This is a genomic window from Roseiflexus sp., from assembly GCF_057785375.1.
In genome coordinates, this window is the sequence record NZ_JBYNRX010000059.1 from 1 (window position 1) to 25,015 (window position 25,015).

The 25,015-nt window shown below is 60.7% G+C and carries 25 protein-coding genes and 1 pseudogene; 23 read left to right on the forward strand and 3 right to left on the reverse strand.

What is annotated here, in order from left to right; all coding sequences use genetic code 11:
- Window positions 1–820 precede the first annotated feature (820 nt).
- The 11 genes from AC3EA7_RS10670 (at window position 821) to AC3EA7_RS10720 (ending at window position 11,460) form a co-directional block, all read left to right on the forward strand.
- Window positions 821–1,405: a hypothetical protein gene (locus AC3EA7_RS10670; protein ID WP_488614035.1), complete on the forward strand. Its 585-nt coding sequence runs from the start codon at window positions 821–823 to the stop codon at window positions 1,403–1,405.
- Window positions 1,406–1,584: 179 nt separating this feature from the next.
- The gene (locus tag AC3EA7_RS10675) at window positions 1,585–2,016 is read left to right on the forward strand and encodes a hypothetical protein (RefSeq protein ID WP_488614036.1); all 432 of its coding nucleotides are present in this window, start codon (window positions 1,585–1,587) and stop codon (window positions 2,014–2,016) included.
- Between the two features lie 72 nt (window positions 2,017–2,088).
- Window positions 2,089–2,520, forward strand: coding sequence for a hypothetical protein (locus tag AC3EA7_RS10680; RefSeq protein ID WP_488614037.1), 432 nt, complete (start codon window positions 2,089–2,091; stop codon window positions 2,518–2,520).
- 137 nt (window positions 2,521–2,657) lie between these two features.
- Window positions 2,658–3,074, forward strand: a complete 417-nt coding sequence (locus AC3EA7_RS10685; RefSeq protein ID WP_488614038.1) for a hypothetical protein — start codon at window positions 2,658–2,660, stop codon at window positions 3,072–3,074.
- Between the two features lie 469 nt (window positions 3,075–3,543).
- Complete coding sequence (locus AC3EA7_RS10690; protein WP_488614039.1) at window positions 3,544–5,730, forward strand: ABC transporter substrate-binding protein; 2,187 nt, start codon at window positions 3,544–3,546, stop codon at window positions 5,728–5,730.
- Window positions 5,731–5,936: 206 nt separating this feature from the next.
- On the forward strand, window positions 5,937–6,920 hold the full coding sequence (locus AC3EA7_RS10695) for an ABC transporter permease (RefSeq protein WP_488614040.1): 984 nt from the start codon (window positions 5,937–5,939) through the stop codon (window positions 6,918–6,920).
- Window positions 6,921–6,964: 44 nt separating this feature from the next.
- The gene (locus AC3EA7_RS10700; RefSeq protein WP_488614041.1) at window positions 6,965–8,092 is read left to right on the forward strand and encodes an ABC transporter permease; all 1,128 of its coding nucleotides are present in this window, start codon (window positions 6,965–6,967) and stop codon (window positions 8,090–8,092) included.
- 24 nt (window positions 8,093–8,116) lie between these two features.
- Window positions 8,117–9,166: an ABC transporter ATP-binding protein gene (locus AC3EA7_RS10705; protein ID WP_488614042.1), complete on the forward strand. Its 1,050-nt coding sequence runs from the start codon at window positions 8,117–8,119 to the stop codon at window positions 9,164–9,166.
- A gap of 9 nt (window positions 9,167–9,175) precedes the next feature.
- Window positions 9,176–10,285, forward strand: coding sequence for an ABC transporter ATP-binding protein (locus AC3EA7_RS10710; protein ID WP_488614043.1), 1,110 nt, complete (start codon window positions 9,176–9,178; stop codon window positions 10,283–10,285).
- A 597-nt stretch (window positions 10,286–10,882) separates the two neighbouring features.
- Window positions 10,883–11,173, forward strand: coding sequence for a type II toxin-antitoxin system Phd/YefM family antitoxin (locus AC3EA7_RS10715; RefSeq protein ID WP_488614044.1), 291 nt, complete (start codon window positions 10,883–10,885; stop codon window positions 11,171–11,173).
- The gene (locus AC3EA7_RS10720) at window positions 11,077–11,460 is read left to right on the forward strand and encodes a type II toxin-antitoxin system VapC family toxin (protein ID WP_488614063.1); all 384 of its coding nucleotides are present in this window, start codon (window positions 11,077–11,079) and stop codon (window positions 11,458–11,460) included. The genes AC3EA7_RS10715 and AC3EA7_RS10720 overlap by 97 nt, the downstream gene beginning before the upstream one ends.
- Window positions 11,461–11,474: 14 nt before the next feature.
- On the opposite strand, the gene AC3EA7_RS10725 is transcribed toward AC3EA7_RS10720, so the two are convergent.
- Together AC3EA7_RS10725 and AC3EA7_RS10730 are read right to left on the reverse strand one after the other, a co-directional pair.
- Window positions 11,475–12,584 (reverse strand): DNA double-strand break repair nuclease NurA, encoded by a 1,110-nt coding sequence (locus tag AC3EA7_RS10725; RefSeq protein ID WP_488614045.1) that lies wholly within the window; start codon window positions 12,582–12,584, stop codon window positions 11,475–11,477.
- Between the two features lie 180 nt (window positions 12,585–12,764).
- Window positions 12,765–13,076 carry a nucleotidyltransferase family protein gene (locus tag AC3EA7_RS10730; RefSeq protein WP_488614046.1) on the reverse strand — a complete coding sequence of 104 codons (312 nt, stop codon included), beginning with the start codon at window positions 13,074–13,076 and terminating at the stop codon, window positions 12,765–12,767.
- Window positions 13,077–13,519: 443 nt separating this feature from the next.
- On the opposite strand from AC3EA7_RS10730, the gene AC3EA7_RS10735 reads away from it, so the two are divergent.
- From AC3EA7_RS10735 to AC3EA7_RS10785, 11 genes and pseudogenes are all read left to right on the forward strand, one after another.
- Entirely contained in the window at window positions 13,520–15,085 is a 1,566-nt protein-coding gene (locus AC3EA7_RS10735; RefSeq protein ID WP_488614047.1) for a 4-hydroxyphenylacetate 3-hydroxylase N-terminal domain-containing protein, read from the forward strand.
- 26 nt (window positions 15,086–15,111) lie between these two features.
- The gene (locus AC3EA7_RS10740) at window positions 15,112–16,119 is read left to right on the forward strand and encodes a catechol 2,3-dioxygenase (protein ID WP_488614048.1); all 1,008 of its coding nucleotides are present in this window, start codon (window positions 15,112–15,114) and stop codon (window positions 16,117–16,119) included.
- 219 nt (window positions 16,120–16,338) lie between these two features.
- On the forward strand, window positions 16,339–17,115 hold the full coding sequence (locus AC3EA7_RS10745; protein ID WP_488614049.1) for an IclR family transcriptional regulator: 777 nt from the start codon (window positions 16,339–16,341) through the stop codon (window positions 17,113–17,115).
- Window positions 17,097–18,014 (forward strand): acetaldehyde dehydrogenase (acetylating), encoded by a 918-nt coding sequence (locus AC3EA7_RS10750; protein ID WP_488614050.1) that lies wholly within the window; start codon window positions 17,097–17,099, stop codon window positions 18,012–18,014. The genes AC3EA7_RS10745 and AC3EA7_RS10750 overlap by 19 nt, the downstream gene beginning before the upstream one ends.
- Window positions 18,011–19,018: pseudogene (gene dmpG, locus AC3EA7_RS10755) on the forward strand (4-hydroxy-2-oxovalerate aldolase); the annotation flags it as partial. The gene AC3EA7_RS10750 and the pseudogene dmpG, both read left to right, overlap by 4 nt.
- A gap of 154 nt (window positions 19,019–19,172) precedes the next feature.
- Window positions 19,173–19,718 carry a flavin reductase family protein gene (locus AC3EA7_RS10760; RefSeq protein WP_488614051.1) on the forward strand — a complete coding sequence of 182 codons (546 nt, stop codon included), beginning with the start codon at window positions 19,173–19,175 and terminating at the stop codon, window positions 19,716–19,718.
- 12 nt (window positions 19,719–19,730) lie between these two features.
- Complete coding sequence (locus tag AC3EA7_RS10765) at window positions 19,731–19,943, forward strand: tautomerase family protein (RefSeq protein WP_488614052.1); 213 nt, start codon at window positions 19,731–19,733, stop codon at window positions 19,941–19,943.
- Window positions 19,927–20,661 carry a 2-keto-4-pentenoate hydratase gene (locus AC3EA7_RS10770; protein ID WP_488614053.1) on the forward strand — a complete coding sequence of 245 codons (735 nt, stop codon included), beginning with the start codon at window positions 19,927–19,929 and terminating at the stop codon, window positions 20,659–20,661. Before AC3EA7_RS10765 ends, AC3EA7_RS10770 begins: the two co-directional genes overlap by 17 nt.
- The gene (locus AC3EA7_RS10775; RefSeq protein WP_488614054.1) at window positions 20,661–22,115 is read left to right on the forward strand and encodes an aldehyde dehydrogenase; all 1,455 of its coding nucleotides are present in this window, start codon (window positions 20,661–20,663) and stop codon (window positions 22,113–22,115) included. The genes AC3EA7_RS10770 and AC3EA7_RS10775 overlap by 1 nt, the downstream gene beginning before the upstream one ends.
- Complete coding sequence (locus AC3EA7_RS10780) at window positions 22,097–22,900, forward strand: 2-keto-4-pentenoate hydratase (RefSeq protein ID WP_488614055.1); 804 nt, start codon at window positions 22,097–22,099, stop codon at window positions 22,898–22,900. Before AC3EA7_RS10775 ends, AC3EA7_RS10780 begins: the two co-directional genes overlap by 19 nt.
- 218 nt (window positions 22,901–23,118) lie before the next feature.
- Window positions 23,119–23,319 (forward strand): tautomerase family protein, encoded by a 201-nt coding sequence (locus AC3EA7_RS10785; RefSeq protein WP_488614056.1) that lies wholly within the window; start codon window positions 23,119–23,121, stop codon window positions 23,317–23,319.
- A gap of 109 nt (window positions 23,320–23,428) precedes the next feature.
- Here the strand turns inward: AC3EA7_RS10785 and AC3EA7_RS10790 are convergent, their stop codons facing one another.
- Window positions 23,429–23,974 carry a TerB family tellurite resistance protein gene (locus AC3EA7_RS10790; RefSeq protein ID WP_488614057.1) on the reverse strand — a complete coding sequence of 182 codons (546 nt, stop codon included), beginning with the start codon at window positions 23,972–23,974 and terminating at the stop codon, window positions 23,429–23,431.
- A 495-nt stretch (window positions 23,975–24,469) separates the two neighbouring features.
- Here AC3EA7_RS10790 and AC3EA7_RS10795 point away from each other — a divergent pair, with 495 nt between their 5' ends.
- Window positions 24,470–24,994: a type 1 glutamine amidotransferase domain-containing protein gene (locus AC3EA7_RS10795; protein ID WP_488614058.1), complete on the forward strand. Its 525-nt coding sequence runs from the start codon at window positions 24,470–24,472 to the stop codon at window positions 24,992–24,994.
- Window positions 24,995–25,015: the final 21 nt, after the last annotated feature.

Genomic DNA, 25,015 nt, shown 5'->3' on the forward strand with positions numbered 1-25,015 from the left:
GAGGGATGAGGGGTGAGGGATGAGGGGTGAGGAGCGTTTCGCGACGCCGTGTGCCTCTTTCTTATTCCCTTGCCTCTCAAGTGTGGGAGATCGACGTGCGTTGTCGGCGTCCCGCTCCCCGTGCGCCCCGCATTCTCCCACTGCTCCTTGTGCCCATGCGACGCTTCGCCCGTCCCGCTCTCCGTGCGTCCCGCATTCTCCTACTGCTCCTTGTGCCTATGCGACGCTTCGCCCGTCCCGCCGTCCCGCTCTCCATGCGCTCCGCATCCTTCCAACGCTCCCTGTTCCCGCGCGCTCTGCGTCCGGCGGCTGAAGCCGCAGGCTATGGGTTCGAAGCCTGCCTTCGCAGGCTCTACCGGACTCAATTCTTACACTAACTTGCAGTCAGTCGGACAAAATGTTCGAACGTTCGTTTTGTAAGGTGCAACGGTCAACACGCACTCGCAGGCGTGTTGCGGACGCATGACTGCGCCTTGGCATCAGCCCGCCCGGTGGCTAAAGCTGCGGGCTACTGCTGCAAAGCCCGCCTGAGCGGGCTTAACCAGGCGATGCCGGATTATTTTCTCAAAAGCCATTAGAGCCTATCCGAAAAATCGCTGACTGAAGTGCGACCAGGAAGGCGAAGGCATTGCCTTCGCTACCCAATTCGTATTCAGCGATACGGCGTTTCCTGGCACATCATGACTGCCCTCTGCGCCCTTGCGTGTTTGCCCGGCGCCGATTTTCATGGTAGCATACGTTTCTATCGAGACTTCTACCCCATACCACATGGCACGACGCGCAGCACGTGCGCTGCCCAAAGAAAGAAACGAGCAGTCCTATGACCAGCACTGAACGTCCGCCGCGCCCGCGCTTTATTGGCGTCGACACCTACGCCGACCCGCATGGGCGTTTTACGTTTCGTTACCCCTCTGACTGGTATCGCTTCGAGCTTGACAATGGTCTCGAAGGGGTTCTGTTTTCACCTGAACGCGAGAATCCGCAGACCTTCTTCTCCGCATGGGTGCGCTGGCTCGAGGCCGAAGCGGTCGCCGAAGACCTGCCGCTGTTGCAGAAAGGCGTCGCCGAAGGGCTGGCGCAACTGCCGCAATGCGTCGTCGAGTCGAGTTCGGACGACACATACGGCAATCTGATCAAGTTCGAGCGGATCTACACCTTTCGCGACGGCGACGAAACACGCAAGCGCAAGGTGTGGATCATGTATGTCGCGCAGTGGCAGATTGTGCTGACCTACCAGGGGCGCACACCGGAAGAATGGGAGTACTGGCTGCCCATGGGCAATTACGCCTTCGCGCTCTTCAATATCCCGCCCGAACTCTGGTTCGCCACCGACCGCGACCTCACAAAGAAGACCGGTCTGCCGAAGAAGGAAACGGTCAGGCGTGGCCGCGCGAAAGATGAATAACAACGTAGGGACGGGTCTCAAACCCGCCTGGACAGACGGTAGGGGCGGGTCTCAGACCCGCCCGGATTCCACCGCGAGGCGGCACGCATGTTGAACGTGCAAATGTGGAAGATTACAGGTGCGAAGGGTGTAAGGTTAGGAACGTAACGCCGGTTCATGGTTCTCAGTTCTCGATTCTCATGACCATGCGCCTCTCCAGATCCGCCCTCATCCTGATCACTGCCTCGATTGCCGCCTGCATCCTTGCAGCGGTGGTACTGATTGCCCTGCGCCCGCGCAGTTTCACTACGTTCTCCGACGCAATCGGGTATATGCTGGAGCAGCGCGGCGCTGCCTACGAAAACATTTTCGTCGAACGCTCCTGGCCCGATACTGTCAACGATATCACCTACGGCGCCAATCTGCTGATCGTGACCCCTGATACGAGAACAGTGACGGGACGACTCGATTGTCGCGGCTGGAAGACGGATTGTTTCTTCACCGTGCGCGAGTTCGGGATCTACCGTGAGCCGTTGCCTGAACTGACGGAGCAACGACGACTGCCGTGGGCCGCCTGGATAGAACAGGCGCCTGGCATACGTCAGATTTTGAGTTTGTGGACGGGAACGTGACAGATGGCAGGCGGGATGGTTGACTCCTGACTATTTCTGGTTCTCAGTTCTCAGTTCTCGGTTCTCAATCACATGCGACTCCCCAGATACATCCTCATCCTGCTTGTCGCCTCGACCGCCGCCTGCGTGCTTACGGGAGCGTTGCTGTTCGCCCTTCGTCCACGCCCCATCACCAGCCACGCGGACGCCATCGCCGTCATACTCGAACAGCGCGGGATTGCGCACGAACGCATCGTTACCGCACAGGTCTGGCCCTCGGCGGTCAACTACTACGCCTATGGACCGTCGGTCTACCCGTACAGCGCCACAGTGAGCGTGACGCTCTCCAGCGGCGAAGTCCTTCCTGGCAGCCTCGAATGCGCCGATGATCGCCGTCGTTGCCGGGTGACCATTGCGCGCCTCGAGATCGACCGCGAGCCAATTCCCGATATCAGCGCCATGCGACCGCTGCCGTGGATGGCATGGGTGCAACGCCTGGCTGAACTCATGCACGTTGCACGTTGAACGTTGCCGGTGAAATACTGTGGCAGGTTACATGTGGGCATTCCGGCGCTCTCTGTGTCCTCTGCACCTCTGTGGTGAAATCAGCAGGTGCGAAAGCGGGAAGGTTGAACGTTAAAGGTGGAGGCGCCCAACCGTTGATGTCTGCACGACATTCCACAAAACGTGTTCTCCCAATACTCGTCATTGCTGCGTGCATTCTGAGTTGCGCGGCGCTGGCGCTTGCGGCGGCATTCCTACGCCCGCGCAGTTTCGCCACGTTCTCCGACGCCATCGGGTATGTGCTCGATCAGCGCGGCGTCGCTTACGAGAGCGTCCTAATCGAGCGCACCTGGCCCGACACTGTCAATGACATCACCTACGGCGCCAATCTGCTCATCGTGACCCCCGACAACGGTACAGTGATCGGACGGCTCGATTGTCGCGGGTGGAAGAAAGATTGTTTCTTCACCGTGCGCGGGTTTGGCGTCTACCGTGAGCCATTGCCCGAACTGACAGAACAACGGCGCCTGCCGTGGGTCGCCTGGATCGAACAGGTGTTTGGTGTGCGATTTTGAGTTTGCGGGCAGGAATGGAACGTTGCCCATCGCCCATTGCACGTGGACATGTGGCACGTAGGGGCACGGCGACGCCGTGCCCACGCCCTGGCGCTGTGCCCACGCGGCGGCGCGCCCGCGCGGGGTGCACATAGAGACGTTGCACCGCAACGTCTCCGTCGCACGGCGGCCCGCGTGTTGACCGTGCAAAGGTGGCAGGTTACAGGTGCGAAGGTTGCCGGTGACAGGTGCAAAGGCGCACCTACTCCCTACTCCCTACTTCCCAAGGTTGACCGGTTCAGTTTGACAGTCCTTCAAAACAGCGATACAATACCTCATGAATGCCGTGCACAAAACCTGGAAGGGGGTAACAATGGCGTAAATCCCTCACTTGGTGTGCGTGCTCCGCCGACGGCGAGCATCAGTCCTCGGATTCTATTCCACAGTTCAAGGTCAACAAACTACAGATGCCCTGACAAGGAGGTACCACGTGAGCAACGCTCGAAAGCTCAACCGGCGCACATTCCTGCGCCTGTCCGCAGTGACGGCGGCCAGCGCCGCGATCGCCGCCTGTGGCGGCGGCGGCCAACCCGCCACAGGTCCAACCACGGCGCCTGCAGCACCTCAGCCAACCACGGCGCCCGCAGCGCCCGCACCGACCACTCCTCCCGCTGCAACTGCTGTTCCTCCTGTAACGACCCAGTACAAAGAAGCGCCCATGCTGGCAAAACTGGTGCAGGAAGGTAAACTGCCGCCGGTCGATGAGCGCCTGCCGAAGAACCCGTACACTCCGCCACATCCGTGGCTCACAGTTGGCAAGTACGGCGGCGTGTTGAAGAAGACCTACAACAACAACTGGGGTATCACCGGCTTTATCCACGAGATGCAGTACGGCTCCTCGCCGCTGCGCTGGCTCAAGGATGGTCTGGCGATCGGTCCGGGCTTCGTCGAAAGCTGGGAGTCGAATGCAGACGCGAGCAAGTGGACGTTCAAGATCCGCGAAGGGATCAAGTGGAGCGATGGCCAGCCGTTCACGACCAAGGACATCATGTACTGGTGGGAGTACACGGTTGGCGGCAACGGCAAAGAGAAGGAGTACCCCGCCGGCCTCAAGCCGATCAATAGCCCGCCTGATGAGGCACGCTCCGGCACCGGCACCCTGATGACTGTCAATGCACCAGATGACTATACCTTCGAGATGGTGTTCGACGCGCCGGCGCCGCTGACGGCGGACCGACTGGCGATGTGGGTCAATATGTTCATCGGTCCGGCCTGGGTGATGCCGCACCACTACATGGAGCAGTTCAACCCGGTGCTCAACCCCGATAAGTACAAGGACTGGGAAGAGCATCAGCGCAAGTTCAATCACAACAACCCCGACTGCCCGCGCCTGACCGGCTGGAAACTGGACATCTTTGAGGAAGGCGTCCGCGCCGTCTGGTCGCGCAACCCCTACTACTGGGCAGTCGATAAAGAAGGGAACCAACTGCCGTATATCGACCAGATCATTGTGACGGCGGTCAAGGACAAGGAAATCGAGAAGCTGGCATACACCGAGGGACGCGCCGACCATGCGCACTTCCATAGCCAGGGTCTGGCGGACGTGCAGTCGCTGCGCGATGCGGAAGCCAAGAGCGGTCTCGAGGTTCGCTTCTGGGACTCCGGTTCGGGCACTGGCTCGCTCTACTTCTTCAACATGGACTTTAAAGACCCGAAGATGCGCGCGGTGTTCCGCGATCCGAAGTTCCGCCAGGCGCTGTCGCATGCCTACAACCGCGCCGACGTGCAGAAGGCGGTCTACTTCGGTCTTGGCGAACTGACGACCGGCACCTTCAGCCCGAAGGCGATCGAGTACAACATCAACGACCAGGGCAAGCAGGTGTATGCGGCCTGGCGCGATAGCTACGTCAAGTACGATCCGGCGCTGGCTGAGCAGATATTGGACGAAGCAGGCTACAAGAAGGGTCCCGATGGCAAGCGCACCATGCCGGACGGCAGCCCGTTGCAGATTCAGATCACCTATGGCGCGGATCAGGCGCCTGGCGGTGAGCACCTGTCGAAGAACGAGCGCCTGGCGCGCGACTGGCAGGCGATTGGCATCGATGCGGTGCTGACGCCAATCCCGGGGGAGGGCGCCGACGAGAAGTGGCGCGCCGGCGAATTGCCGATGAAGACTACCTGGGAGGTCGGTGATGGTCCGAACCACCTGGTGTTCCCCTCCTGGCTGGTGGCAGATGAGACCGAGCGCTGGGCGCCACTCCACGGTCGTGGGTACACCCTGCGGGGCACCGCGTCGGAGAAGGAGGAACTGGATAAGAACCCGTGGGACCGCAACCCGCCGCGCATCAATCGCGGCGAGCCGGACTACATGCCGGCGATTGGCAAGCTTCACGAACTGTTCGACAAGAGCAAGGTGGAGCCGGACGCGATGAAGCGCCACCAGCTCGTGTGGGATATGATCAAAGTCCACATCGAGGAGGGTCCGTTCTTCACCGGAACGATCGCCAACCCGCCGCGCATCATTCTGGTCAAGAAAGGCTTGATGAACGTGCCGACCCGCGACGACCTGTTGAAGGAAGGATTGGGCGGCTTCGTCAACCCGTGGATCATCCCGTCGCCGGCCACCTATGATCCGGAGACGTGGTACTGGGATAACCCCGAGGCGCATACGGCGTAGCGTGCATCCGTGTACCTCGCGCAGGTTGCACGCCTGCGCGAGGGGTACCACCTGAAGCCCATCCAAATGGCCAGAAAAGATCGGTCGTTGTGAGTAGAGCACAGTAATCTCCCCGCTCAGCAGACGATTGCTTCGTCGTTTGCGCTCTTCACAATGACAGCAGCACAGGGTTGTGCGGATGGGCGCTCAGGCAAAGTGAGGCGAAGATGCTCAACTTCATTGCTCGACGCCTGGTCAACATGTTTTTTCTGTTGATCGTTGTTTCCTTCGTGGGCTTCTGGATCATTCAGTTGCCCCCTGGATCGATTCTCGACGTGCAGATCCAGCGTCTGCGGATGCAGGGCGGCAACCTTCCCGAGTCGATGATCCAGGCGCTGCGTGATCGCTATGGCGTCGATGACCCCTTCTATATTCAGTACTGGAAGTGGATTTCGCGTTCGCTGCAAGGTGATTTTGGCACATCGTTCGAGACCGATCAGAAAGTTGCAGAGCGCATCTATAACCGGTTGGGGATTTCGTTTGGGTTGTCGTTGACGGCGCTGCTCTTTACATGGCTGGTTGCGATTCCGATCGGCGTATATTCTGCAACTCATCGTTACAGCTGGCCCGATTACCTCATTACCTTTGTTCAGTTTTTAGGTCTCTCGATTCCTGGCTTCCTGCTGGCGCTGATTTTGCTTATTACGGCGTCGCGCCTGTGGGACCAACCGATAGGCGGTCTCTTCTCGCCGCAGTATGCCGATGCGCCCTGGAGCCTCGCCAAACTGTGGGACTTCATTCGCCACGTCTGGATCGCAATTGTCGTGCTGGCGATTGGGGCAACGGCTGGATTAACCCGCGTGATGCGCGCCAATCTGCTCGACGTGCTGAATATGCAGTACATCCAGACGGCGCGCGCGAAGGGGTTAAAGGAGTCGACCGTCATCTGGAAGCATGCAGTGCGCAACGCCATCCACCCGCTGGTCATGTCGCTCGGGACGCTGCTGCCGGCGTTGGTCGTCGGTGAGACGCTGATTGCGATCATTCTGAGCCTACCGACTATTGGTCCTCTCTATCTCGACGCGCTCCGCTCGCAGGATATGTATCTGGCAGGCACAATCCTGGTCATGTTGTCGGCATTGCTGCTGGTCGGCAATCTTATCGCCGATCTGCTGCTCGCCTGGGTCGATCCGCGTGTGCGGCTTGAATGAAACGCTGGACGTGGTGCGCTGAGTGTTACCGGAAGGATAGAACCATGGCAACAGCCGCAGGTGAACTGCCCAAAGTAGCTAAAGGCAAAAAGCAGGAAGACGTCGGCCAGATTCCGCAGTGGAAACTGATGGTGCGGCGCTTCAGCCAGAGTAAACTCTCGGTCGGCGCTCTGATCGTGTTAGGGATTATGTACACGATCATGATTCTCTCCGATTTCATTGCCCCCTATCCGCACGATGTGCTCGACTCGAACAATGCGTTTGCGCCGCCGACGCAGATTGTCTGGGGTTCGGAAGGTCCAGGCATTTACGGGTTGAAACAGGAACTGGACATGGAGCGGTTCCAGTGGATCTACACGCCCGACACCAGCGTGATTTATCCGATCCGCTTCTTTGTTCAGGGGCACGAATATTCTTTTCTGGGACTGTTCCCGTCGCGATTACATTTGTTTGGCGTTGATGCACCGCCTGAGTCGAACGCCAGAATCTTTCTTTGGGGGGCGGACAAAGAAGGCCGCGATCTCTTTTCGCGGGTGTTGAAGGGTTCGCAGGTCTCGCTGACGCTCGGTTTCTTTGGCGTCTTCCTGTTTGTCATTATCGGCTCGATCGTCGGAACGGCGTCGGGATATTTCGGCGGTGCGCTCGATAATCTGATCCAGCGCCTGATCGAATTGATCCGGTCGTTTCCCGACCTGCCGCTCTATATGGCGCTGGCTGCGGCAGTGCCGCTCAATGTGCCGATCACCGTGCGCTACTTTATGATTACGGTGGTTATCGCCGTGATTGGATGGACCGGTCTGGCGCGCGAGGTGCGCGGAAAAGTGCTGGCATTCCGCAGTGCGGATTACACGGCTGCCGCAATGGCCGCCGGCGCGTCACACTGGCATATCATTACCCACCACCTGATGCCGAATGCGATGAGCCATATCGTGGTGGTTGGCATGCTGGCGATCCCTGGCGCAATTGGATTGGAGACGGCGCTGAGTTTCCTGGGGCTGGGCATTCTGCCGCCGGCGGTCAGCTGGGGTATTCTGCTCCGTGATGCGCAGACAGTGCAGGCGGTCGTGACCTATCCCTGGTTGCTTATTCCGGTAGCCCTGCTGATCATTACGGTGCTGGCGTTCAATCTGCTTGGCGATGGCGTGCGCGATGCGGTCGATCCGTATGCGTAATGCAGAAGGCGAAGGAGCTTTTCCATGACGAATGTGGCAACCGGGACAGGCACGGCAGCAACTGGCACTCAGATTGTCAGCAAAGACGATGTTGTGCGCGTTGAAGATCTGAGGCTCAGTTTCTACACCACGCTCGGCGTTGTCCGCGCACTGAATGGCGTGTCGTTCAATATTCCGCGCGGCAAGGTGCTCGGCGTTGTCGGCGAGTCGGGGTGTGGCAAGAGTCAGACCGGCCTGTCGATTATGCAGTTGACTCCTGGACGCATCGAGGGTGGGCGCATTCTCTTTCGCGAATTCAATACCAGTGAAGTGGTCGATATTACCAAACTCGAGAAAAATGGTCCCGAAATGCGCAAAATTCGCGGCAACCATATCTCGATGATCTTCCAGGAGCCGATGACCTCGCTCAATCCCTGCTACACCGTTGGTTATCAGATCGAGGAAGCCATTCTGCTGCATCAGACGCAGGATAAAGCGGAAGCGCGCCGCCGTGCCGTCGATATTCTGCGCAAGGTCGGCATGCCGAACCCGGAACGTATCGCCGACAGTTATCCGCACCAACTGTCTGGCGGGATGCGGCAGCGCGCGATGATCGCCATGGCGCTCTCCTGTACGCCAACGCTGCTGATCGCCGATGAGCCGACGACAGCGCTTGATGTGACGACTGAAGCGCAGATCCTCGATCTGATGCGCGACCTTCAGAACGAGATTGGCACGTCGATCATGTTCATCACCCATAATATGGGCGTGGTTGCGCAGATGTGCGATGAAGTCGCCGTGATGTATCTGGGACGGATCATCGAACGCGCCGCCGTTGACGATATTTTCTACGACCCGAAGCATCCGTATACGATCTCGCTGCTGCGCTCGATTCCGCGCCTTGGCGTCGCTCGTGGTCAGAAACTCGAGTCGATCAAGGGGACTGTGCCCGATCCGTATTCAACGGTGCCCGGCTGTCCGTTCCATCCGCGTTGCCCGGCGGCTATTCCTGGTCTGTGCGATGCGGTGATGCCGGATGAGACGTTCGTCGCCGGATCGCGCACGCATACGGTTCGCTGTCATTTGTACACGTAGAGGAGCGCTATGGATACCGCAAAGAAGAATGGCAAATCAGACGAGATCTTGCTCGAGGTCCGCGGGCTGAAGAAGCATTTCCCGATCCAGAGCGGTTTCCTGCGGCGCGTGACCGGGTATGTCAAAGCCGTCGATGGCATCGATTTCTATATCAAGAAGGGCGAGACTCTCGGCCTCGTCGGTGAGTCGGGGTGCGGCAAGAGTACAACCGGGCGCACGATTCTTCGCCTTCTCGATCCGACTGCGGGTAAGGTTATCTTCGATGATCCGAATATCGGCAAGGTGGACCTGGCAAAACTCAACCGCTCCCAACTCAAGCGGGTGCGTCCAAATATGCAGATTATTTTCCAGGACCCTTTCTCGTCGCTGAACCCGCGCCTGACAGTCGGGCAGATCGTCGGCGAACCGCTCGAAATCCAGAAAGTCGCCTCTGGTCAGGCGCTCAAGGATCGCGTCGCTGAGTTGCTCCAGGAAGTCGGCATCCGTCCCGAGAATATGACACGCTATCCGCACGCCTTCTCCGGCGGGCAGCGACAACGTATCGGCATTGCGCGCGCCCTGGCGCTCAACCCAAAACTGATCGTCTGCGATGAGCCGGTGTCGGCGCTTGATGTGTCGATCCAGGCGCAGGTGCTCAATCTCCTCGAAGACTTGCAGGAGAAGTATGACCTGACCTACCTCTTCGTTGCGCACGACTTGAGCGTCGTCGAGCACATTTCAGACCGCGTGGCGGTGATGTACGTCGGGTACATCGTCGAAATGGCAAGCACCGAGGATCTCTATTATCACCCCAAACATCCGTACACCGAGGCGCTGCTTGCTGCTATCCCGAAGCCCGACCCACGCAAGCGCACGCGGCCGATCAAACTCCCCGGCGATGTGCCCAGCCCGGCGAACCCGCCATCCGGGTGCTACTTCCATCCGCGTTGCCGCTATGCCGAGGACATCTGCAAGGTCGAGCGACCGCCGCTCCGCGACATCGGCGGCGAGCACTGGGTTGCCTGTCACTTTGCCGAAAAGCTCCAGTTGCAGGGCGTGTCGCGCCTGAACGAAATCCCGCTTATCGAACTTCCCAAGCGCCAGGCGCCTGTGCCGGCGACCACAACGGCGACAACGTAGCTCCTCACCCTTCTCCCCACATGCCGGGGAGAGGGTCCCCGGCAGCGCGGGCGTCTCGACCGCATGCAACGCGGTGGCGATCGCAGGAGCGCGGGCGTCTCGCCCGCAATGCGCCCCCCTCCCTGCACGCCGGGGAGAGGGGCAATGTCTAGCATGCCGGCGCCTTTCGGTTGTTATAACTAAATGCGCGGTCAGTCAGACAAGACGTTCGAGCGCCCGGTGCGCACGGCGTAACGATCCACACTATGCGTTGGCGGTTGTGGGCGCATGACTGCGCCCTGGTATCAGCAGCCTCGACGGGGCTTGCACGTGCGGTGAGCACGGTCGAACCGCGTGCTCAGCGAGGGCTTTAGCCCGCAGCGCTCCAGCAATAGTGTGACCGCGTATTAGTATAAGAGCCTATCCGAAAAATCGCCGACTGAAGTGCGCCTGGGTAGGCGAAGGCATTGCCTTCGCCTACCCAACGAGCTTTTCTGGATAGGCTCTAACGCATAGGCGACGACTTCGGTGAACAGTTACCCACAATCGTAAGTGTCCACGTAGTGTATCATGTAGCCACATCGATCGGTATCATTGCATCATCCATGGGGTGGCACGATGGCAATCAAAGCAGGCGTTCGTGAACTTAAGAGCCGGCTGAGTTCATATTTGAGCATGGTCAAGTCCGGGAAAACGGTGATGATCACGGAGCATGGCAAAGTGATAGGATATCTCACGTCCGTAGCACCTTCGCTCGAAGAGCGTATACGCGCTCTGGAAGCGGCTGGCCTCCTCAGACGGGCTCAAGGGAAATTGCCGCTGATGTACGAGGATGGATACAGCACGCAGATGCGATTGGCACGGTTGAGATCACGAAGGTGGAAATGGCGTCTGCTATGTCGCGTCTGATCCGGGCAGGTCAGGTGTCCGAACACAATGGAGCGCTGTTCTGGAAAGATTTCGAGAATGACTGGTCACTTATCAATGTTCTGCTGATTTCAACAGAAATAGTGGAACGCGCTGTCTCGCTGGCACGTCGGTATCATCTTCAAACGTATGACGCAGTGCATCTTGCCGCTGCACGAACGTGGCAGGAAATGCTGGTAGAACCTGTCGCTCTGGCGACCTTCGACCGTGAACTCTGGCAGGCGGCGCAATGGGACGGAATGCATGTTTATCCAGAACAAAGCCGGTAAGTCGCCAGAGCCGATCATCTTGTCCGATACGGTCCCAGGTAGCGTTGCACCAGGTTCAGTCCAAATTCGTTCTGCAATGCCGTGCGCGCGCCTTCAGCGGTTGCTTCGAGTGCGCGCCCGGTCTGGCGGCAGATGGCATCCGCCAGAAACTGCGGCAGTGGTTCCTGGAGTGCGCCGGTGCGCAATGCCGCTCGGAACGTCGCCAGCACCGCGCCGAGCGGCTCACGCGCGATCAGGGCGGATGGCAGCTCGATGCGGTATGCTGGAGCGGCAGCGTCGGGCCGGTAGTAGATAACGTACAACTGACCATACCCCTGCTCGATGGCAGCCCGACGCTCGCCAAAATCTTTCAGGCGCGGCGAACGGTACCCGGTCAGCAGATGGGGCCGGTCGCGGCGGATGAGCGGCGCAGGCAACGCATACTCCCCCGGTTCCAGCACGGTGCTCCACAACATCCGGTCAGTCACCGTTCCTGACAGGTGCGGCGCGAGGTGCGCCACATCGTCGGCAGCGGTCGCCAGTTTGGGATGGGCGATCACTCGCCGCGACGAAAGGACCAGTCGCCAGTCTTCACCGGCGAAGAAGGCTTCGAGCAGATCATCGAACGACTTCCACCACGTCGCCATCCGTCCGCTGCGCGCGTCTTGAGCGTGGCGCACCAGCAGGCGGTTGATCTCCAGCAGCACCGAATAGAACGATCCATCGAGTACAAATAGCCCGCTGCTCGTTGCGCGAATGCGCTTTGCCAGCAGGCGCAGTTCCATCACCGTGCGTGCGCCGCTGATGATCGTCTCCAGTTCCTCGACCGGCGGCATCAACTGTACGAGCACATCCTGATCGGTCAGTTCGGCGTCTTCGACCGCGACGGCGGCAATGGCGGCGAACGTGGCGCCAGCAGCGGGCACAGTCGCATGCGCGCCATCGACGGCGCACAACCGCCGCACCGGACCCTCGGGTGCAGGGTGAATGCGGCGCGCCAGCGCATCCCGCAGGCGGTCGCGGTCGCCTGCGAGCCGGACCAGGGTGGCGCGGCACGCCTCAGCGCATGCGTCGATCGCGCTCAGGATGGACGCCGGCAGATCGGCGGTGGTGAGTGAGGACTCAATTGCGGGAGGTGTAGACATGGCGCCGTCAAGCGGATACTTGCGCTTCAGTCGTCTTCCGTAGGAGGAAGCGGCGGAATTAGAGGTTCCAGAAGAGCAATCAACTGTGGCGCCTCTTCGCGTGCGATGGCATAAATGCGTTCGTGATCGACTCTATCGTATGATCGAGCCGCTATAAGCATATCCCAAAGGTAAGCGGGATCACGCTCTTCCAGTTGCATAAATAACCTCGCGATTATGAAGGATGTGATGCCGGCGGAAGGGATTGCGAGCAGCTTTTTTCTCAACCAGATCGACCGGTCGTTCAAACATGCGCTCAAGTTCTTGTTGCGCATGCACCAAGTCGAACAGGCTCCATGACGCCGACTCATCAAACACCACTAGCACATCCACATCGCTGTCGGGGCGGAAGTCGTCCCGCAGCGCCGAGCCGAAGATCGACAGTTCCTTGATCCGCCAGCGCTGGCAGAAGGCGGCGATTGCATCGTGCGGGATGTCGATCTGGAGCGGCATTGAGTTGGCCTTTCCTGTCACATGGTGACTACGCACCATTGTAGAGCAAACGTACTACCATTGCAACTGAACGGCGCCAGCTGGATGGAGCGGCTGCCGGCGATTGAAATCGTTCCTGAAGGACCTGCGTCCGACCGCCTGCCTCCGTGTGAATCCGTGTCCCCCTTATGATACACACCCACACAACCTGTTCGCCACAATCATTCGATAAATCAAGACGCCGTTCGGCTATGCCGAAAATCGATCTGGAAGTTTCGTCGTATCAGTGGTAGCCTTAAGCCATCGTAACAACGCTCTTTCAACCAATCGTCTCCGCATACCGCAGTTCGCAACAGGCGGGAGAAGTAAGGAGGTGACACGAAGCCGCGCGGCAGGCGGCGATGGCAGGCGTTTCCTTTGAACGGCATCAATGGTGATAGTACGAAGAAAAGGGAGGTCAACGAATGACCGTCGAGACTGTGGCAAAAACGACTGTGCCCCTCACCGGCGAGGAGTATCTGGAAAGTCTGCGTGATGGGCGTGAAATCTGGATTTATGGCGAGCGTGTCAAGGACATCACCACCCACCCGGCGTTCCGCAACGCCACCCGCATGGTTGCCCGCCTCTACGATGCACTGCACGATCCTGAGAAACAACCAGTATTGACCTGCCCCACCGACACCGGCAATGGCGGTTTCACTCACAAGTTCTTCCGCGCGTCGCGCAGTGCGGACGAACTGGTCGGCGCGCGTGATGCGATCGCCGAATGGGCGCGGCTGACCTACGGCTGGATGGGGCGCAGTCCCGATTACAAAGCCGCTTTCCTGGCAACCCTCGGTGCGAATGCGGAGTTCTATGCGCCGTATCAGGAGAATGCGCGGCGCTGGTACCGCGAGTCGCAGGAGCGAGTGCTCTACTTCAACCACGCGATTGTCAACCCGCCGATTGATCGCAACCGTCCCCCGGACGAAATCCGCGATGTGTATATGCACGTCGAGCGCGAGACCGACGCCGGTCTGATCGTGAGCGGTGCGAAGGTCGTCGCCACCGGTTCGGCGCTGACGCACTACAACTTCATTGCGCACTACGGCCCGCTGCCGATCAGGAGCAAAGAGTTTGCCCTGATCTTCATCGTGCCGATGGACGCGCCCGGCGTCAAACTGATTGCCCGCCCATCGTATGAGATGGCGGCGGAGGTCATGGGCAGCCCGTTCGATTATCCGCTTTCGAGCCGCCTTGACGAGAACGACTCGGTCATGATCTTCGATCAGGTGCTGATCCCGTGGGAGAATGTCTTCGTCTACGGCGATGTCGAGAAGGTGAACGCCTTCTTCCCGCTCTCCGGCTTCATCCCGCGCTTTACGTTCCATGGCTGCACCCGCATGGCGGTCAAGCTCGACTTTATTGCCGGTCTGTTCCTGAAAGCGGTCGAGGCGACAGGCGCGAAGGAGTTCCGCGGCGTGCAGGCGCGCGTCGGCGAAGTGTTGGCGTGGCGTAACCTGTTCTGGGCGATCAGCGATGCGATGGCGCGCACGCCGATTCCCTGGAATGACGGCGCAGTGCTGCCGAATCTCGATTACGGCCTGGCGTACCGTGTGTTTGCGACGGTGGCGTACCCGCGCGTCAAGGAACTGATCGAGAGCGATGTCGCCAGCGCGCTGATCTACCTCAACTCACACGCCGTCGATTTCAAGACCCCTGAAATCTGCGGCTATCTCGACAAGTATCTGCGCGGCTCGAACGGCTACTCGTCGCTTGATCGCGTCAAACTGATGAAACTGCTGTGGGATGCGATCGGTTCCGAGTTCGGCGGACGCCACGAACTGTACGAGCGCAACTATGCTGGCAATCACGAGAACATCCGCCTGGAGGTGCTGCTGACGGCGATGGCGACCGGCGCCGCTGACCAGTACAAAGGGTTCGCCGATCAATGCCTGAGCGAGTACGACCTCGACGGTTGGACGGTTCCCGATCTGATCAATCCCGATGATGTGAACGTTATTCTGCGACGGTTTGGCAGCGGCAAGTAAAATCCTGCAAAGAAGGAGGATGAGCCATGACGGACTACAAAGAGCCGATCTTCGATGTCGCGCAACTGGCGCACGTCGAAATCCTGACGCCGAAATTGAACGACACCCTCTGGTTCTTCAAGGACCTGCTCGGCCTCGAGGAAACCGAGCGGTCGGGGAAATCGGTCTATCTGCGCGCGTATGAGGATTATTACCACCACAGCCTGAAGGTCACCGAGGCGGATCAGCCGGGTCTCGGGCATGTCGCCTGGCGTGCAACCTCGCCGCAGGCGCTCGAGCGCCGCGTGCAGGCGATTGAGGCGGTTGGCCTGGGGCGCGGGTGGATCGACGGCGATCACGGGCATGGGCGCGCCTACCAGTTCACCACGCCGGACGGCCACCCGATGGAACTGTTCTGGGACGTGGAGTACTACCAGGCGCCCGAAACCATGCGCACGGATCTGCTCAACCGCCCGCAGAAGCGGCCGCTGCGCGGCGTGCCGGTGCGCCGCATCGACCATGTGAACCTGCTGTGCCAGAACGTCACGCCCAACAAGCAGTTTATGATGGATCAACTCGGGTTCCGGCTGCGGGAACACATCATTCTGAACGACGGTTCCGAAGCGGGCGCGTGGCTCAGCGTCAGCCCGCTCGTCCACGAAGTGGCAACCATGCGCGACGCCACCGGCGCGAAGGGGCGCCTGCACCACATCTGCTACTGGTACGGCATCCCGCAGCACCTGTCGGACATTGCTGATGTCTTTTCCGATTATGGCATTACAATTGAGGCGGGACCGGGCAAGCACGGCATCAGCCAGGCGCTCTTCATGTACGTCTTCGAGCCGGGCGGCAACCGCGTCGAACTGTTCGGCGACGCTGGCTACCTGATCTTCGATCCGGACTGGAAGCCGATCACCTGGCATGAGTCGAACCTGGCGAAGGGGATTATCTGGTTCGGTTCACCGCTGCCCGCCGAGTACTTTATGTACGGCACGCCGCCGGTGCAGAAGGAAGCGCAGGCGCGCACCGAGGAGGAGCTGGTCGGAGCGAGCTGATTCGGTTGGCCCTCACCCTCCTGCCCCTCTCCTGTACTGCGGGAGAGGGGCGACAAGGAGGGGCAGGTCTCAGACTGCCCCAACAGGTCTGCGCCCCGCCCCAGCGGGTCTGGATAGTGTAAGGGCAGGTCGCAGACCTACCCCAACAGGTCTCAGACCTGCCCCAGCGGGTCTGGTAGCGTAAGGGCAGGTCGCAGACCTGCCCCAGCGAGGTATGCCATGCTTCAAACACTCCAGAAAGCCGTCGAGGTTCTGAACCTGTTCTCGCCGGCGCACCCTGAGTGGACGGTTGGCGACATTGCGCGCGCACTCGATCAGCCCAAATCGAGCACGTCGGAGTTGTTGAGTAGCATGGCAGGGCAGGGATTATTGCGCCGCACCGGTCCGGGGCGCTATCGGCTGGGGTGGCGGTTGCTCGAATTCGGGCAGACGCTGCTTAAAACCACCGAGTTTCGCACCGAGGCGCGCCAGGTGATGGAAGAAGTCGTGGCGCGCTGGGGCGAGACCATGCACCTGGCGGTGCTGGAGAACGGTCAGGTGATCTACATCGAGAAACTCGAAGGAACGCACGCCGTTCACATTTCGCTGTCGGGCGTCGGGGCGCGGCTGCCAGCGCACTGTAGCGGCGTCGGCAAGGTGTTGCTGGCGCACGCGCCCTGGAGCGAGGTTGCGCAGATTCTCGAACAACAGGGCATGCATGCCTTCACTCCGAATACGATCACCACGCCGGAAAACCTGGCGCGCGAACTGGAACTGGTGCGGCAACGCGGCTATGCCTGCGATCAGGAAGAGGTGTCAATCGGTCTGTGCTGCGTGGCGGCGCCGATCTATGACTTCGAGGGTCGTGTGATTGCGGCGATGAGCATCTCGTTGCCGACGCATCGCTTTCAGGCGCAGCGCGCCAGTTATGTTGGACTCATTGTAGAGGCGGCTCAGCGTGTCTCTGAAAACCTGGGCTACCACAGAGGAATGCCTCGATGGGCGATGAAACGATAAAAGCGGCCATCCTCGGCTCCGGCAATATCGGAACCGACCTGATGTACAAACTTCTTGATCGCCCCGGTTCGATGGAACTGGCGTTGCTGGCGGGGATCGACCCCCACTCCGAAGGTCTGGCGCGCGCACGCGCGTTGGGGGTGGCGGCGAGCGCACAGGGCATCGACGCCGTGCTGGAACGTCCTGAGATTCAGATCGTCTTCGACGCAACCAGCGCCAAAGCGCATGTGCGCCACGCAAAACGTTTGCACGAGACCGGCAGGATCGCCATCGACCTGACGCCGGCTGCGCGTGGACCCTATGTTGTGCCGCCGGTCAATCTCCGGCAGCACCTCGATGCGTCGAATGTCAACCTCATCACCTGCGGCGGTCAGGCGACGATTCCGCTGGTGTATGCCGTCAGCCGTGTGACGCCGGTGCGCTACGCTGAGATCGTCAGCACGGTCGCCAGCCGATCCGCTGGACCGGGCACCCGCCAGAATATCGACGAGTTCACCTTTACCACGGCGCACGGTCTGGAAGTCATTGGCGGCGCGCAGCAGGGGAAGGCGATCATTATCCTCAACCCGGCGGAACCGCCGATCCTGATGCGCAATACGGTCTACGCCATCCCGGAAGACGATTTCGACCCGGCGCAGGTGCGCGACTCTGTCGAGGCGATGGTTGCCGAGGTGCAGCAGTATGTTCCTGGCTACCGGCTGAAGAATCCGCCGGTGTTCGACATGCGCGACACGCCGTGGGGGCGTAAACCAGTAGTGACGGTGCTGCTGGAGGTCGAGGGTGCGGGGCATTTCCTCCCGCCGTATGCTGGCAATCTCGACATCATGACGGCCTCTGCGCGGCGGGTTGGCGAAGTCTTTGCCCAACATCTGCTGAGTCGTCGGGAGGTGATGGTATGAATGCGCCCCGCCTGACCGATACGACCCTGCGCGATGGATCGCACGCCATGCGGCATACGTTCACCCGCCAGCACGTGCGCGACATTGTGACCGCACTGGATCGCGCCGGTGTGCCGGTGATCGAGGTGACGCACGGCGATGGGCTGGCAGGATCGTCGTTGCAGTACGGCTTCTCGCTCACACCCGACCTCGACCTGATTGCCGAGGCGCGCGAAGCGGCGGAACGGGCGCAGATTGCGGCGTTGCTCCTTCCCGGCATCGGAACGCGCCGCGAGTTGAAGGCCGCCGTCGAACGCGGCGTGCAGGTGCTGCGGATCGCCACCCAGTGCACCGAAGCGGACATCAGCGAGGAGCATTTCAAGATGGCGAAGGACATGGGGCTGGAAACCGTCGGCTTCCTCATGATGTCCCATATGCGGCCTCCTGAGTTTCTGGCGGAGCAGGCAGCCCTGATGGAGTCGTATGGCGCCGACTGCGTCTATGTGGTCGATTCGGCGGGCGCGATGCTGCCGCACGACGCAGCGGCGCGGGTGCGGGCGCTCAAAGCCGCGCTGCGGGTGCAGGTCGGTTTCCACGCGCATAACAACCTGGGTTTGGGGATCGGCAATACGCTGGCGGCGCTGGAAGCGGGCGCTGACCAGATCGATGGATGTCTTCGCGGGTTGGGCGCCGGTGCGGGCAACGCCGCCACCGAGTTGCTGGCGGCGGCGCTCGACCGGCTGGGCGTCAATCCAGGATTGGACGTACTGGCGCTCATGGACGCCGCCGAGTATGTGGTGGCGCCGATTATGCCCTTCCAGCCCTTCCCCGACCGTGATGCCATTATCATCGGATACGCCGGGGTCTACTCGACGTTTCTGCTGCATGCCAGGCGGGTGGGCGAGCAATTGGGGATCGATCCGCGCGCCATTCTGATCGAATTAGGGCGGCGCCAGACGGTCGCCGGGCAGGAAGACTGGATCCTGGATGTAGCGCTCGAACTGGTGCGCAAACGAGAGCAATCTACGGAGGGGCTGACGTTGGCTGAGCCTGTCGAAGCCAACGGCAGCCGCAAGACAGTTCCAGGAGGGGCTGACGTTGGCTGAGCCTGTCGAAGCCAACGGCAGATCCGTCGCACCCGCGTAAATCCGTATCCCATTAAGGCTGGAGATGACCATCATGACCGTACCAACCGATGGGGCGACTGTTGCGCCTGTGCCGTTCGACTCGCGCCAGTTTCGTATGACAATGGGCAAATTTGCTACCGGCGTCACGATTGTGACGACCTATCACGAGGGGCAGTCGCATGGGATGACGGCGAACTCGTTCCTGTCGGTGTCGCTCGACCCGCCGCTGGTGCTGGTGTCGGTTGCGGCGCGCGCGCGCCTGCATGCGTTGCTGGCGCCAGGATGTCGCTACGGCGTGAGCGTGCTGGCAGACGACCAGGAGGCGCTCAGCCGGCATTTTGCGGGCCGTCCGATCGAGGGATTGCACATCCCATTCGTCTGGCAGCATGGTGTGCCGCTGATCGACAACGCGCTGGCGCACGTCGTTGCACGGGTGGTCGATGCACACCCGGCAGGCGACCACACGCTGTACATCGGGCAAGTCGAATACCTTGCCAGCCGCGACGGACCGCCGCTGCTCTTCTTTGCCGGCAAGTACGGTCGGATGGAGACGGTCAGCGACGCCGGCGCGGAGGGTCCGTTCTGGTATCTCTGGTAGAAAGAGCGTGCCATGCTGGTATTGCGGGTCACAATGGTCGAAGGGCGCACGGATGAGCAGCGCGCAACGCTGATGCGCCGCCTCTCGGAGTGCGCCGCGCGCCACTTCGATCTGCCGCTGGAAGAGGTTCGCCTGGTGATCTATGAAATCCCCAAAACCCACTGGGGCGTTGGAGGGCGATCACTGGCAGAGCGTGAAGGAACGAGCCATGGAACTGAGCGCTGATGCGCTGGCGCTATTGGAAGAAATTCGCCAGGCGCGCGCGAGTCGCCGCGCGATTGCCAGTCGTGGAAACGCGCGTCAGGTGACGCTGGCGGAGGCGTATGCCATTCAGACGGCATTGGGCGAAGGTCAGCCAATTAAGGGGTACAAACTGGGGCTGCTCAGCCCGGCAAAACAGCAGCAAATGGGCATCACCGAGCCGGTCTACGGGCGCATTTTCTTCGACATGATGCTGGAAAGCCCGGTGCGGCTCAGCCGGTTCATTCAGCCGCGCGTCGAACCGGAACTCGCCGCTGTGCTGTGTGCGCCGCTGGCGCCGGGCGCCGCTCCTGGCGCAGCCGCTGCCGCGGTCGGCGGGTGGTTTCTCGGCGTCGATGTGCTGGACAGCGTCTGGGAGGGGTATCGCTTCAGCGCTGCCGAAGTCGTCGCCGACAACAGTTCGGGCGGCGGGTTCTTGCTCGGCGTGCGCATGATCGATCACCCGCCCGACGGCATGCTGCGTCTCTACCTCAACGGCACGCTCCGCGCCGAGGGAGACCTGCGCACCCTTGGCAATCTGTACACGCGCCTGGGCTGGCTGGCAACGATGACCGGCGGTTTGCGTGCGGGTCAGATCATCTTCTTCGGCTCACCGTCGGCAGCGACGCCAGCCGAGCCGGGAACGCTGGAAGTGATCGGATCAGACGCAAACTGCCTGATTGTGCGATTGGAGCGAGAATAATGCAGATCCCTTCATTTCATGTGCAACACTACATCGACGGCGCATTTGTTGAAGGAACGCGCCGCTTCGAGATTTTTTACCCGGCGACGAATGAAGTCATCGGCACGGCGCCGGAAGGTCACGCCGATGAAGTCGATGCAGCGGTGCAGGCGGCGACGCGCGCCTTTGCCGTATGGAGGCGCGCTGGCGCTGCCGAACGGCGGCGGGTGTTGAAGGCGTTCGCCGATGCAATTCGCGCGCACACGGAAGAACTCGAACAGATCGAAACCTGGGATGTCGGCAGACCGATCCGCGAGAACCGCGCCGGATACGTGCAGCGCCTCGCCGCCAACATCGAGTTCTTCGCCGATTTTGCCGTCACCCACGATAGCGAAGCCTATCCCATGGACAGCGGCTACATTAATTATGTGCTGCGCCAGCCGGTTGGCGTGGCGGCGCTGATCACTCCCTGGAATGTTCCCATGCTCCAGGCGACATGGAAGATCGGTCCGGCGCTTGCCTTTGGCAATACCGTCGTCCTCAAACCCGCCGAATTGACGCCGATCGGGGCGTGGAAACTGGCACAGATCGCGCACAGCGCCGGTCTGCCGCCGGGGGTGCTCAACGCTGTCCACGGGTTTGGTCCTGAGTCGGCAGGCGCGTTGCTGACGCAGCACCCTGGCGTGCAGTTGATCTCGTTCACCGGCGAGAGCACGACCGGCAAAATCATCATGGGCGCGGCATCGCACACCCTCAAGCGCCTGTCGTTCGAGTTGGGCGGCAAGGGCGCCAATATCATTTTCGCCGATGCCGACCTGGATCGCGCCGTGGCGATCAGCCTGCGCTCTTCCTTTTTCAACCAGGGAGAGTTCTGCCTTGCCGGTCCACGGCTGCTGGTCGAGCGCCCGATCTACGACGAGTTCTTGCAGCGGTTCATCGCCGCCACGCAGCAGTTGCGCGTCGGCGATCCGATGGATCCGGAGACGACCGTGGGGGCGTTGATTGCGCCAGAGCATCTACAGCGGGTGCGCAGTTACATCGACATTGCGCGCGGCACGCAGGCGGAAATCGTCCTCGGCGGCGATCAGCCCGACCTGTCGGCGCCGTTTGATCGCGGCAATTTCCTCAACCCGACGATCATCGTCGGCGTTCAGCCGCAGGACCGCGTCTGCCAGGAGGAGATCTTCGGTCCGGTCGTCACGGTTGCGCCGTTCGACGGTGAGGACGAAGCGATTGCCATTGCCAACGGCGTTGCGTATGGTCTCTCGGCGGTTGTGCAGACGCGCAACCTGGGACGCGCCGTGCGCGTGGCCGGCGCCATTGATGCTGGCACCGTCTGGGTCAACGACTTCTTTGTGCGCGACCTGCGCGTGCCGTTTGGGGGCATGAAGCAGAGCGGCATCGGGCGCGAAGGCGGGCGCCACAGCCTTGAGTTTTTCACGGAGGCGAAGACGGTATGCCTGAGCAATCAGTAGGCGGGGTGAACATCGACGCCGTGGCGCAGCGCCTCGACGATGCCTGGGAGCAGCGCCAGCCGCTGGCGCCGTTGAGCGAGAGCATGGCGCTGACGCCCGAACAGGCGTATGCTATTCAATCGCGCTGGACGGAGATGCGCCTGGCGCGCGGTGAACGGATCATCGGGCGCAAGATCGGGCTGACCAGCAGCGCCATCCAGCAACAACTCGGAGTCAACGAACCGGACTACGGCAGCCTGTGGGCATCGCGCTACTTCCCGCTGACCGGCGGGCATGTCGATGTGCCGGCAGACCTGTTTTTGCAAGCGCGCGTCGAGGGGGAACTCGCGTTTCTCATCGGGCGTCCGCTGCGCGAAACGGGGGTCGCCCTGCACGACGTGCTGGCTGCCACCGACGCGATCGCCGCCGCCATCGAGATCGTCGATAGCCGCATCGCCGACTGGCGCATCACACTGGTCGATACCGTCGCCGACAACGCATCATACGGCGGCTTTACGCTGGGACCCTGGAGTCGCGCCCTGCGCCACGTCGATCTGCGCACGATGGGCATGCTACTCCACCACAACCGCGAACCCGCCGTTCAGGGCATTGGCGCAGCGGCGCTGGGGCACCCGGCGCGCGCCGTCGCCTGGCTGGCGAACAAAATGATTTCGTTCGGCATTAGCCTCGAACCCGGCGACATCGTTCTGTCCGGCTCACTCGGTCCTGCCATTCCCGCGCGCCCCGGCGACCTGTTCACGCTCGAAATCCACGGGCAGCCGCCGGTGAGCATGCGATTTGTGTAGCGCGTTTCTCGCGGCGTCGGCTGAGCCTTTCGCAGCCAACGCCTGCGGTCCGCCGAACGAGGCATAGCGGACGATCGGAATGCGGGTGGCGTTGGCTGAGCCTGTCGCAGCCTGAATGCGGGTGGCGTTGGCTGAGCCTGTCACAGCCAACGCCTGCGGTCCGCCGGAGGACGCTTCGAGGCGAGCGTTGCGAGAAGGGCTGAAGGGGAGGATGTACGATGCCACTGCTCGAAGTACTCTACGCTGCCGAAGAACCGCTGCCGCCGGAGCGCCGTCGCGCCTTTGCGCGCGAAGCCGTCGCCATTTTTCAGGAGGTGCTGGGCACGCCGCCGGGGAGACTGCGCCTGGTCATCCACCACCTGCACCCCGACGATAGCCTGGGGTTGCTGGCGGAGGAGGAGGAAGGCGCAGAGAGGTAATGTGCGTTTGCGGTGTCCTCCTGCCCGTTTTCTCCTCATCCCCCTTCTTCCTTACAGGGAGAAGAGGGTTGGGGCAAGGCGCACCCTTGCCCCTCCATGCCAAAACGCGTCATGTACTGATATGTGACCGATCCCGGTTGTTGACAGACTCCAGCATTTCCTCAATATCGTGATCAGAAAACCCCATTAACCTGCCAACCTGTCTGATATACATTTTCTCCGCAACATGAACGCTTCCATCACATTTTGCGGGTGTTATCAGGTCAATGAGTAAGCCTACGGTATCTTCGGGCGAATCTATAGTAAACTTCTCTCCTATGTCCATATGATTGATGAGAAGACTCTTCTCTTCCTCGGTTAACGTTGTATTGCTAATAATAATTCGCATGAACTCACGCTCCTCGGCTCGGGCTATACCATCAGCCTTCATCAGGTTAATCATGGCTTGCAATCTCAGCATTTCGAGACTTCTTGCTGAATCCACTCCGTTAATCGACGATCCTTCATCAGGGGGTTCTGCACTACCCGACAGTACTATGTCTTTCTCGAAGATCTCCACCGCTTTTTTCCCGATCTGCTTCGTTTGATGGTGCGACCAAAGAGCCATAGCGCCTGCGCCGATGCCCGGCGCCCATTTGCTAATGGACGCTTTCAATGCCCGTTGAGTGATTCACCTTTAGTCCTGTGCAGAAAGGGGTGTTGTAACTGTAGCAACCCTTTTTTGAAATCTTAGCGCATATGAGTACTATATGTCAATATAACCGGAGAACCATTCTCTCTCGCTCACCCGTGCGATTGTCTAATGTAGCGCGGTCTCGTGCGCCCGCAGCACTCCGGGGTGCTCGCCACTGTTGGGTAGGCGAAGGCATTGCCTTCGCCTACCCGATCGCACTTCAGTCAGCGATTTTTTCGGATAGGCTCTTAACCGGGTGATACCGGATTATGTTCTCAAAAACTATTCTCGCACAAATGACCGCGCATGAGTATCAGCCGGGCTTGCGCCCGCAGCGGGGGCTTGCACGTCCGTAGTGCGGGCTTACGCCCGTAGCGCGACGGCATCCTCTCCAAATATGATGACCCCGCATCCACCCTTCCTTCCCGCGAAATGCGGTACAATGAATCGTTCACAAATAGTGAAGGAGACGACACTATGCGACTGTCCGGGAAGCGCATTGCAATTCTGCTGGCGGAAGGCGTCGAAGACCTCGAGTTCTATGTGCCGATGATGCGGTTGCAGGAAGAAGGCGCCGAGGTTGTGGCGGCCGGTCTGGATCTGCGCCCGGTGCGCGGGAAGAATGGGCTGGAGATCACGCCGACGACTACGATTGCCGAACTGCGCGCCGATGATCTTTTCGCACTGGTGCTGCCCGGCGGTTGGGCGCCGGATAAACTCCGCCGCTATCGGGCGGTGACCGACCTGGTGCAGGCGATGCATGCGGCTGGCAAGGTGATCGGAATCATCTGCCACGGCGGATCGATTGCCATCTCGGCGGGGATCGTCGGTGGTCGCCGAGCGACCGGCTCGCTCGGTATCAAAGACGACCTGATCAACGCTGGCGCCATCTGGGTCGATGAAGCCGCCTTTCGCGACGGGAACCTGGTCTGGGGGCGGGTGGTCGCCGACATCCCCGCCTTCTGCCGGGAACTGATGGCGGCGCTGGTCGAACAGGTATAAGCCATCGAACCTGGCTTGGTC